Source organism: Paeniglutamicibacter selenitireducens, from assembly GCF_051550675.1.
Classification (GTDB): domain Bacteria; phylum Actinomycetota; class Actinomycetes; order Actinomycetales; family Micrococcaceae; genus Paeniglutamicibacter.
In genome coordinates this window covers 204110-214963 of record NZ_JBPULF010000008.1, presented here as the reverse complement: position 1 = coordinate 214963, position 10854 = coordinate 204110, and the positions used below count along the sequence as shown (strand labels likewise).

General features: G+C 61.8%; 10 protein-coding genes and 3 tRNA genes. 12 read left to right on the top strand and 1 reads right to left on the bottom strand.

What is annotated here, in order from left to right:
- The coding region (locus ACSYDW_RS14715) for a pyruvate dehydrogenase E1 component-related protein (protein ID WP_438339475.1) at positions 1-206 on the bottom strand (206 nt) is incomplete at its 3' end.
- Positions 207-578: 372 nt separating this feature from the next.
- On the opposite strand from ACSYDW_RS14715, the gene ACSYDW_RS14710 reads away from it, so the two are divergent.
- The 12 genes from ACSYDW_RS14710 to ACSYDW_RS14655 all read left to right on the top strand — a co-directional run bounded on the left by ACSYDW_RS14710 (position 579) and on the right by ACSYDW_RS14655 (position 10820).
- Positions 579-953 carry a DUF3052 domain-containing protein gene (locus ACSYDW_RS14710; protein ID WP_438339485.1) on the top strand — a complete coding sequence of 125 codons (375 nt, stop codon included), beginning with the start codon at positions 579-581 and terminating at the stop codon, positions 951-953.
- 4 nt (positions 954-957) lie between these two features.
- Positions 958-1449 (top strand): redoxin domain-containing protein, encoded by a 492-nt coding sequence (locus ACSYDW_RS14705; protein ID WP_438339474.1) that lies wholly within the window; start codon positions 958-960, stop codon positions 1447-1449.
- A gap of 118 nt (positions 1450-1567) precedes the next feature.
- Positions 1568-1640, top strand: a tRNA-Val gene (locus tag ACSYDW_RS14700).
- A gap of 641 nt (positions 1641-2281) precedes the next feature.
- Positions 2282-2357 (top strand) — tRNA-Val (locus ACSYDW_RS14695).
- A gap of 699 nt (positions 2358-3056) precedes the next feature.
- A complete protein-coding gene (locus ACSYDW_RS14690; RefSeq protein WP_438339473.1) occupies positions 3057-4085 on the top strand; it encodes an AfsR/SARP family transcriptional regulator in 1029 nt (342 codons plus the stop codon).
- A gap of 187 nt (positions 4086-4272) precedes the next feature.
- The gene (locus ACSYDW_RS14685; protein ID WP_438339472.1) at positions 4273-4899 is read left to right on the top strand and encodes a response regulator; all 627 of its coding nucleotides are present in this window, start codon (positions 4273-4275) and stop codon (positions 4897-4899) included.
- The gene (locus ACSYDW_RS14680) at positions 4896-6266 is read left to right on the top strand and encodes a sensor histidine kinase (RefSeq protein ID WP_438339471.1); all 1371 of its coding nucleotides are present in this window, start codon (positions 4896-4898) and stop codon (positions 6264-6266) included. Before ACSYDW_RS14685 ends, ACSYDW_RS14680 begins: the two co-directional genes overlap by 4 nt.
- A gap of 274 nt (positions 6267-6540) precedes the next feature.
- A tRNA-Val gene (locus ACSYDW_RS14675) sits at positions 6541-6616 on the top strand.
- A 372-nt stretch (positions 6617-6988) separates the two neighbouring features.
- On the top strand, positions 6989-7507 hold the full coding sequence (locus tag ACSYDW_RS14670; protein ID WP_438339470.1) for a gluconokinase: 519 nt from the start codon (positions 6989-6991) through the stop codon (positions 7505-7507).
- A gap of 63 nt (positions 7508-7570) precedes the next feature.
- Positions 7571-8977: a GntP family permease gene (locus tag ACSYDW_RS14665; RefSeq protein WP_438339469.1), complete on the top strand. Its 1407-nt coding sequence runs from the start codon at positions 7571-7573 to the stop codon at positions 8975-8977.
- Between the two features lie 30 nt (positions 8978-9007).
- Entirely contained in the window at positions 9008-9781 is a 774-nt protein-coding gene (locus ACSYDW_RS14660) for an SDR family oxidoreductase (protein ID WP_438339468.1), read from the top strand.
- Entirely contained in the window at positions 9771-10820 is a 1050-nt protein-coding gene (locus ACSYDW_RS14655) for an L-idonate 5-dehydrogenase (RefSeq protein ID WP_438339467.1), read from the top strand. Before ACSYDW_RS14660 ends, ACSYDW_RS14655 begins: the two co-directional genes overlap by 11 nt.
- The last annotated feature ends 34 nt before the right edge of the window (positions 10821-10854 follow it).

Genomic DNA, 10854 nt, shown 5'->3' with positions numbered 1-10854 from the left:
GTGACCATGGGAACGCCTACGGACTTTGCGCCGGCACGCTGGAGCAGCGAACGAACAATATACTGGGCGCGTTCGGTGCCCTGCGTCTCAACCAGATCGTCGAAGGACTCAAGCCATTCGGCGGTCTCCTCCGGATCCCGGTCGGGCAACTGGCTAGTCAAGCCGCTACGGATGTGAGAGATATGTTCCTCTACAGCCACGTCCATCTTCTCCTCGTTATGGGGTACAGCGGGGGCTGCGCGCCGAACCGATTTTCGTGTTCAACACACAGTGGCGTTGCTAACGCCAAAGGTTCTGGTCCGTTCCCCAAGGGTGGTTGGTCGCGGACCGCCAATTACACTCTAGTGCTCGACGGTGCCCAACCTGTACCTGCCGTTGTCCCGTCAACGTCAAATGCAGTGCTCAGCTACGTACTTGGTCTCCAAAGTGAGTCGAAGTCGTCACTATTTCGGCGTGTTGGAGGCTCTGCGCTTGATGGGAGCGCAAAAAGGGTGTTTGGTTGTACCAGACGCTTGAACATCAGCAGGAGGAGTGACGTGAGCGACGCCGCACCGGCAAAGCACGAAGCCGCACAGAAAATGGGCTTCAAAGACGGGGACCTGATTCAGGAACTCGGGTACGACGACGATGTGGACTTTGATCTCCGCGATTCCCTTGAGGAAACGGTGGGCTCCGAGCTACTTACTGAAGAAGACCACGAAGTAGTGGACGGAATCATCTACTGGTGGCGTGCAGACGACGGGGATCTTGTCGATGCCCTTGTCGATTCACTGGTCAGCCTGGACGAAAAGGGAGTTGTGTGGCTATTGACCCCCAAATCAGGGCGCGACGGCTATGTGACACCGGCATCCATCCAGGAGGATGCACCAACTGCGGGCCTTCACGTGACGAGCACCGAGGGTGTTTCCGATGACTGGTCGGCAACCCGTCTAGTGGCGCGCCGCAAGAACTAGGGTGTTGGAAACATCACAACCAGTTTCCGGGATTGACGTCCCGGTGCCCAGGGTCGGTACTGCGGCCCCTCGTTTTGTGTTGCCCAATCAGCATGGGGAGAGCATTGACTCCCAAGCGCTGGGGGAGCAGGCCTATTTCTTGGTCTTCTACCCCTTCGCGTTTTCGGCGGTTTGCGGTTCCGAGCTTAACGAGCTCGAAAGGGCAAGGCCCGAATTCAGTTCACGGAACACCCACATCAAGGGTATTTCCGTGGACCACAAGTTCGCTTTGCGAACCTATGCAGATCAATCGCATATCGGATTTGACCTGCTGGCCGATTTTTGGCCACACGGCGCCGTTGCAACAAGCTACGGAGCCTTTGATTTTGAGTCAGGCGCGGCAACGCGCCATACGTTCCTCATTTGTGGTGAACGTGTGATTGATTCCTTTAGTTCACCCATCCATCAAGCGCGCGCCATCGCGCGCTATCGAGAGGCGATGGACCTGCTCTCCTAACTGTTGTCGAAGAACTCTACGCGTCTATTCGACAGCATGGGCGGTACATCCCTACATTCAAAATCTTGTCACGAACGCTTCCGACGGAATAGCAACCCAACGAATTCAGTAGTGCCAGGGGCCTTTAGCTCAGCTGGTAGAGCGTCACGTTTACACCGTGAATGTCATCGGTTCGAACCCGGTAGGGCCCACTCATATACCTGGCTTGACCCCGTCAGAGTCGACCTCTCAGGGAGGGCGCCCTTGTCCTGGGCCACTCAAGGACCGCAACCCATTGTTTTCGACGGCGCCTCCGCACTCTAGTCGACCTGTACGGCGATGAGTGCAACGCGGGCCGACACGCAGCAGCGAGCGGTTGCCGGAAGCGAAAGCAGCGGCAAATCTGAGAATGCCTCCCTGCCCGGCCGGCGTTCTGCCACGGCCCGAGTCGGACCTTCGAGCGCATCCCGCCTTGGAGCGTCGTTTCTCCCCATGGATCGCCCGGGTTGGTCCAGGGCGTTCTCCAGCCGGGCAGCCCGCTCGGAACCGCCGCGCAGGAGCCCTGGCATGAGTGCATTCCGTGGGACGGTGTTGAACTCTCGTGGAAATCATCTCGGGCAGTTGCCAGCGGCTTTGGTTGTTTGCGTGGGGAACGGAGCAGAGAATTCCAATGATTCTGGCTTTTGGCCAGGACTGCGTGTCTGTGCGCAACTAGGCTGGATCACTGAAACGCGGCTCGAGGTCTGCTCTCATCCACAGGTGCTGATTTGCCAATTTGCGCACGGATGTACTAGATTGTTCTCTTGTTGCAAGTCGCGTGGACGATAAAAATCGGTCTCACGCCTCAGTTTCAGGGCCTTTAGCTCAGCTGGTAGAGCGTCACGTTTACACCGTGAATGTCATCGGTTCGATCCCGGTAGGGCCCACCAGCAAGGGACCCGCAGTACCCACGGAAAAACGATGGGTACTGCGGGTCTCTTCGTTTTCCGAAGCTGGCCCGGAACAGCATCCGCCGCGCTCCGATGAGGGCGAGCCCAGGGACGTGAGTGTGCCCATGGACGCAGGGCAGGATGCCTTATGCGGGTCGAGCAACCGGAGTTCGTTGGCATCAATTGCTGGCGCTCTGGTCTGGTCCAGGGTGGCTTGCCAGAGACGGGTCCAATTTCGCTCCGGTGATAAGTCCTGCTGCATGATGAACTCCAGAATAGCCAAAGCTTTTTACAAGCTTTGGGGCGCATGATCTACGTACGGCTTAGCCACGGTCAAAGGCCTGTGTAGACGTCCATCAGGCTTCGAGGCGAGCCGCGCGCTTGACGAATCCGTTGTCCCAACAGATTCTTCGAGCCTGCATCGCACTCTTGATGCGGTGCCGTCGAGGGTCCCGCTTCCCCCAGGCCGGGCCCTCGATGCATTCTGCGGCGATGCCGGATTCGACCGGCATCGCCGCAGAATCCCGAATTTTCGGGCGGTGCCCAACGAGATAGCGGCGGGATCTCGGCCGTGCAACGACATGCCGAAGATTTCGACTTCCAGAGGAACCGTGATCGCTTCGTAGCCGGCACCCCCTGTTTTGGGGGTCTCTCGACCCCCCAGGACAAGGCTTTTGTCGGCGGCGCAAACAATGAATCATGTGGTTTGTCAGTATTTTGGGGAAAATGCACTTGGGGAGCAGTAAAGTGAATGACAACACTGATGAAATCGGGGTAGAAGACTGCCTCAGCGGGCGTGTTAGCGCCAAGGTAATTGGAACACTGCAAATCAAGCGTGGGACCGAGGTACTCAGCGCCCAGCAATTGGGAGGCCCGAAGTCCCGGCAGATCCTTGAAATCCTGTTGCTTCACCTGGGTTCCGCGGTTTCCAAAGGAACCCTCATCGACATGTTGTGGATGGAATCGGCACCTTCGACTGCGGTTTCGACTCTTGAGTCCTACGTCTCGGTGTTGAGGCGATGCCTGCAGCCAGGGCAGGGCAAGCGCGGCGTGCTTAAAACCGCTACCGGAGGGTACCTACTCGATGCTGATCTGATTGACCTGGATTTGGCACGTTTCGACTCGCTGTTGATCCGCGCCGAGCAGTGCACTGGACAGAGTGCAGCCGACCTCCTTCGGGAGGCGCTGGCGATGTCCGACGAGCCGCTGCTGGGAAACGAACTACTGCCGGAATGGGCAGAGGCCGAACGAAACCTACATGCCGCCAGGGTCACTGCCGCGAGGGTTCGCGCTGCTGAGAATGCTCTGGAAATGGGGGCGTTCGGTGAAGCGATAAGCCTGGCGCAACAGGTGGTCGACCTCGATCCGCTGAACGAACCGGCATGGTCCGTGATGATCCTGGCGATGGAGCGAGTGAAGCAGCCGCTTCGCGGACTGCAGGCATTCGAACAATGCCGCAGGGTCATGGATAGGGAGCTGGGCTGCCAGCCCGGTGACTTGCTGCAACAAGCCCAACGACGGATGTTGAATGAAACGTCGTCGTCCAATGATGACTTTTCACTGGTAATCAGGGCGCTGTTGGCACTTGAGAATGCAAACAACGGGACGATGGAATTTCCCCCAGCCAACCGCTCGGTCCTGGGTTCGGACGGAGAAATCACCTTGATCGAGGCGGGCTCGATCGTCCGGGGTTATGTCGAGCGCATGATGACGGGAGTGGCGGTCTAGAGCTTGCAGTTCGGAGTAGCCAGTGAATCGTCGTGATTGCTACCTTGCCAAGGGTCGGGAAGATCGGAATACTAACCCTAAGTGCCGACGCCGGCACCCATCGATTGGGTAAGTCTTCTGGGGGAAGCGATGGTGGGGGAACATGAATTCGGTGGCTGAGGGCAATGCAACAAAGGTGTCCCGAATCGTGGTCATTGACGACCATGCAACATTCGCTGACTTGCTTTCGGGTGCACTGAATCGAGAGGGCGACTTGCTGTGTATTGGAACGGCACACACCCTTGACGACGGCGTAGCGCTTTGCATCGCCGAAGAACCGGATTTGGTCGTCATCGACTACCGTCTGCCTGACGGGGATGGCCTGCAGGGATCCGAGCGCATTATCAAGGCGCTGCCTGCCGCGCGAATCGTGATGCTTACTGGGGATCCTACTTCGCAGGCGATGCAACGGGCAGCCGCGCTCGGGGTGTGCGGATTCCTGCCGAAGGACGGGGCGCTGTCTATTCTCTTGGACGTATTGCGTACCGCTCGACAGGGTGAATTCATCGTGGGGCCGGCCCTGATTTCGGAACTACTCAAGCCCCGGCATCCTGCCGCAGCCATGAATCCTGGCCTGACCGCAAGGGAGCTGGAGGTCCTGCGGCTCATGAACCAAGGGTTTGATGTCATTGCAAATGCCCGGACGTTGGGAATCAGTGCGCACACCTGTCGTGGCTACGTGAAGTCGATCTTGAGCAAACTTGACGCGCATTCCCAACTTGAGGCGGTGGCGACCGCCAACAGACTGGGACTCGTGGGCGCAGCCGACAAATGAGTGGATCACAGCGGCCTTCCGGTCCGCATACGGCGTTGCTGCGTGAAGAAGGTTCGGCGGTACGTTCGGCGATTCTCAAGTTCCTGCTGACCGGCTTGGTCGTGTTGTTGACAGTGTCCATTCCGGCAACGTTCTGGATGCGAAGTGTGGCTCAAAGCCTGGCCAAACAAGAAGTGCTTGAACTCACGCAGAAGCTCGCGGACTACGCCATTGGTCCGGTGCTCAGCACTGACCTTGCAGCAGGAAACAAGTCGGCCGTTGAGCAAATTGATGCCCGGATGACGCCGTGGATGTCGGATGAAATGATTCTGCGCATCAAGGTCTGGGATGCCAACGGAAAAGTAGTGTACTCCGATGTCAGTGAACTCATCGGCGAGACGTTCCCGCTTGAAGAATGGGCGGAGGACATGCTTGCCGGGGGTCCTGGCGTCGTCACCCTCGGCCCGCAGGACGAGGGCGAGAACATTTTCGAGGCGGGAAGCGAAGACCTTGTTGAGGCATACGTGTTGGCCGGTGCCGGGACGAATGAACCTCTGCTTTTTGAAATGTACTTCCACGCCGATGTTGTGCGGCAGCCCGAACGGCTGATGCTTGTAGGCATGATCCCGGTCTTCGTTGTGGCTTTGGGTGTCCTTCAGGCCGCGCAACTGATTCCTGGCATCAATCTCGCCAAGCGGGTACAGAGATACCAGAGGGCACGCCGCGCGCTGCTGCAGCAGGCAATCCAGGCGGGGGAACAGGAACGCGCCAGGCTGGCCCGTGACCTGCACGACGACATCATCCAAGACCTTGCCGGGTTGGCCTATGCACTGGAGTCCTGTCCCGACAGCGGCGGTCCGGCGTCAAGTGAAATCCTGCAGGAAGGAATCCGCAAGCTCCGCGAGGTAACCAGTGACCTCTACTCCACGCCGGTCAGCGCGGCCGAGCTGCCGATGGCACTGTCCACGCTCGTGGAGCGCACCCGAAGCAAGGGTATTCGGACAAAAGTCGAAATGACGGAACCGCTCAACTTGGACGTGCAGCAGTCAACAATGCTCTACAGGGTCGGCCGTGAAGCCTTGGTCAACATCATCAAGCACTCAGAGGCAAAGAGCGTGCTGTTGAGCCTCACGCCAAGCGGGGGGCATTGGACCATGAGCATCGTCGACGACGGCAAGGGATTCGACCTTCTGGCCGCCGGCGACGAGCAGCACTTCGGTCTTCGCATGATGTCGGACGCAGCGGAGATGGTCGGCGCCAGACTGACACTCGTCAGTACACCTGGTGGCGGCACCAGGCTATCCGTCGTTACGGGGGATATGCACCAAGTCCCAAAGGGGCGTGGAAGGCATACCGACGACTTCACCACCGCGGCAGCCAATCCCTGACAATGTCACAGGTGGATTCCAGGCACGCTTCCGGCTCCGCCGCGGAAAGCTTCAAACCGCCGGCACTAGGAATGGCTCTGCAGACCAGGGCGGAGAGAACGCCAAGGCGGGCCCGGGAAGCGCGAGGGACGGTAGTATCCGACTGGTCAACCCTTCGATGACCCGTCGAAGGGCTGCCGATGGGCTGTCGATTTGCCAAGTCAACACGGCATGTACTAAGTTATCTATTTGTCGCAACGAAGTGATCCGAAACTTTCGGATACAAATTGCGTCGGGGCCTTTAGCTCAGCTGGTAGAGCGTCACGTTTACACCGTGAATGTCATCGGTTCGATCCCGGTAGGGCCCACCACGAATGAAGCTCCGTTACACAGACGAAAGTCTGGGTGACGGAGCTTCTTTGTTATGTGCGGATGGTCCGGCCGTCGGGTTCCTGTTTGTTCGGCCACCCATGCCGGTACAGGGGCGGGTAGACGGCCTGCAAGGCGATGCTCCCCGAAACCGAAACCGAAACCTTCCGCCGCGGTTCGTGGGAGACCGGCCCCTGACCTCTGTCGGGGCGGACCGTCAAGATTCTCCCAGCAACGGCCAACCGGTGTCGGTCCGCCGGTGCCGCAAAGTGTGGTTGACACCTCACCCATCGAGTCCTAGGCTGTTTAAATCTGATTTATCCATCACCACCGTGATTTATGTCAGATATTACTTTGAGAGCCACGATGGAGTGATGATGATCAACCCTGCCTACCCACCCATGATCGTTATGGGTGTTTCCGGTTGCGGAAAGTCGACGGTCGGACAAAAGCTTGCGTCCCGCCTCGGCTTGGGATTCATCGACGGCGACGACCTGCACCCGAAGTCCAACAAGGACAAGATGGCTGCAGGACAGCCACTCAACGACGACGACCGCCGTCCCTGGCTCGAGACGATTGGTGAAGCCCTGGCTGCCAGCGTCGAGGCAGGAACCCCTGCCGTCATAGCCTGCTCGGCGCTCAAGCGCAGCTACCGCGATCTCTTGCGGTCGCTTGAACCGGGGACCGTCTTCGTCCACCTGAGCGGATCTCCCGAGCTGATCCAGAACCGCCTGGACGAGCGCAGCCACGAATACATGCCGCCGACGCTCTTGGCTTCCCAGCTCAACACCCTCGAGGCGATTGCGCCAGACGAGGCGGCCGTCGAAGTCGACGTCACGCTGACGCCGGATGAAATCGTCGCCGTCGTGGCGCACCACCTGGGCTCCCTGTAACCCGATTCCTTCCAAGGGCACTCCCGCCCGAACACCCCCACATCACATCTCATGAGGACAACGATGACCGACGAGTTAGTCATGAACTGGACGCTGGGCGCACCAGCGCTCCTGACCATTGCCGCGGGCGCAATCCTGCTGCTCCTGCTGCTGATCATCAAATGGCGGATCCATGCCTTCGTGGCCCTGGTTGTCATTTCCCTGCTGACCGCGGTTGCCACCGGCATCCCTGTCGCCTCGATCGTCCCGACGCTCACCGCCGGGTTCGGCGGAACCCTCGCCACCGTTGCACTGCTCGTGGGCCTGGGTGCAATGCTCGGCCGCATGCTTGAGACCAGCGGCGGCGCCGAGATCCTCACCAACGCCCTCATCAGCAAGTTCGGCGAGAAGCGCGCACCGCTGGCGCTCTCGGTCGCCTCGCTGCTCTTCGGCTTCCCGATCTTCTTCGACGCCGGCCTGGTGGTCATGCTGCCGATCATCTACACCGTGGCCCGCCGCCTGGGCGGATCGTTCCTGGGCTACGCCTTCCCGGCGGCCACCGCGTTCTCCGTCATGCACATCTTCGTCCCGCCGCACCCGGGACCTGTCGCGGCCTCCGGCCTGCTCGAGGCAAACGTCGGCCTGGTCCTGCTGCTGGGCCTCGTCGTCGCCATCCCGACCTGGTACTTCGTCGGCCACCTCTTCGGCAAGTACGTCGGGCGCAAGTACAACATCGCCCTTCCGGACATCCTGGCCGGCAGCGAAAAGGAACAGCACGACTTCGCCTCCAAGCCGTCGCTGGGCACCGTGGTGACGCTGCTGCTGCTGCCGCTGGTCCTGATCTTCATGAACACCGGCCTGAACGCCCTGGCCACCGCCGGCGTCGTGGACAAGACCGACACCTGGGTGCAGATCCTGCGCCTGCTGGGCGAAACCCCGATCGCGCTGTTGATCACCGTCCTGCTCGCCATGTACCTGCTGGGCTACAAGCAGAACAAGGACAAGACGCTCATCGAGACCGTCACCGACTCCGCGCTCGGCCCGGTGTGCTCGATCATCCTGATCACCGGCGCCGGCGGCATGTTCGGTGCCGTGCTGCGGGCCAGCGGCATCGGTGACGCCGTGGCGAGCTCCCTCGACGCCGTCGGCCTGCCGATCATCGTTGCAGGCTTCATCATCGCGGCCGTCGTCCGCGTGGCCCAGGGTTCGGCAACCGTCGCCCTGACCACCGCCGCGGCGATCGTCCAGCCCGTGGTCGTCGGCAACGCCGACTTCAACGCCGTCGAGGTCGTGGCCATCGTGCTGGCCCTGGCCGCCGGCTCGGTGTTCGCGGGCCACGTCAACGACTCCGGCTTCTGGCTTGTCTCGCGCTTCTTCGGCATGGACGTCAAGACCACGCTGAAGGTGTGGACCGTGGGCCAGGCCCTGGTCGGCGTCTGCGGCTTCGTCATCGCGCTGGGCATCTTCGCCGTCGCCGGCGCAGTGGCCTAACCTGACCACCGAGAACACGGGAGCACAACCATGGGGAGCAATCTCTTCGACCTGACGGGGCGCATCGCGCTTGTCACCGGATCCTCGCGCGGCATCGGCCGCGAACTGGCCGCGGCCTTGGCCGACGCCGGTGCCACAGTGGTGCTGCACGGCCGCGACGAGGCACGCCTTGCCGAAACCGCTGCGGAGTTCACTGCGCGCTACGGGGCGGGGCGGGTCTTCTCCCGCGCCTTCGACGTCACCGACGCCGAGGCTGTGGCCCGGAACATCGCGGCGATCGAGTCCGAGGTCGGCCCGCTGCGGATCCTGGTGAACAACGCCGGGATCCAGCACCGCGTGCCGTTGCTTGAGCTCGAGGTGCAGGACTGGCAGCGCGTGCTGGACACCAACCTGACCAGCGCATTCCTGGTGGGCCGCGAGGCCGCCAGGGGCATGGTTGCCCGCGGCGAGGGCAAGATCATCAACATCTGCTCCGTGCAGACGGACCTTGCGCGCCCCACCATCTCCGCGTACACCGCGGCCAAGGGCGGGCTGCGGAACCTGACCCGGGCGATGACCGCCGAATGGGCGGCCTCCGGGCTGCAGGTCAACGGCATCGCCCCGGGCTACATCCACACTGAGATGACGCAGAAGCTCGTCGACGACCCCGACTTCAACTCCTGGATCCTCGGCCGCACGCCGGCCGGGCGCTGGGGCACCGTCGCGGACCTCGCCGGGCCGGCCGTCTGGCTGGCCTCCGACGGGTCCAACTACGTCAACGGGCAGACCATCTTCATAGACGGGGGGATGACAGTTGTCGTATAGCACCAGCACCAGCACCACCGCCACCGCGGTCGTCGCCCACGCGGCAGGCGACCTGCGCGTCGAGTCCATCGAGGTCCCGGCACCCGCGGCCCACGAGGCGCGGATCGCCATCGCCTACGGCGGCATCTGCGGCTCCGACCTGCACTACTGGAGCCACGGCGCTGCGGGGGAGTCGATCCTCAAGGCGCCGATGGTCCTTGGCCACGAGATCGTGGGCACCGTCGTCGCCGCCGCGGCCGACGGCACGGGACCTGCCGCCGGAACCCGCGTCGCCGTGCACCCCGCCACCCCGGGCGGCGACGGGGCACGTTACCCGGAGGACCGGCCCAACCTGTCCCCGGGCTGCACCTACCTGGGATCCGCGGCGCGCTTCCCGCACACCGAGGGGGCGTTCGCGAGCATCGTGAACCTTCCCTCGCGGATGTTGCGCATCCTGCCGGAGGGTCTTTCGCTGCGGGAAGCCGCGCTGGCGGAGCCTGCCGCAGTGGCCTGGCACGCGGTTGCCCGGGCCGGCGAGGTGGCCGGGAAGCGTGTGATGGTCATCGGGGCCGGACCGATCGGCGCCCTGGCGGTTGCGGTCCTCAAGCGGGCAGGTGCCGCGGAGATCATCGCGGTCGACATGTTCGACAAGCCCCTGGAGATCGCGGTTTCCGCCGGGGCGACGGCCACCTTGAAGGCCACGGACGCCCAGGCCATTGCCGCTGTCGAGGCCGACGTGGTCATCGAGGCCAGCGGCAACCCGCGTGGACTCGCATCCGCCGTGCGTGGTAGCGTTCGAGGCGGTCGGGTTGTCATGGTTGGCCTGCTTCCCTCGGGAGAGCAGCCAGCCCTGGTTTCCCTGGCTATCACGCGCGAGCTTGAACTGGTTGGCTCCTTCCGGTTCAACGACGAGATTGACGAGGTTCTTGAAGCCTTGGCCGACGGCACGCTGGACACCGCGGCCATCGTCACTCACGAATTCGGCGTCGACGATGCCTTGGGGGCATTCGAGACGGCGAGGAACTCCGCGGAATCGGGAAAGGTCCTGCTGAAATTCTGACGGCGGGGCCCGCATCCGGCCACACTCGCAACAC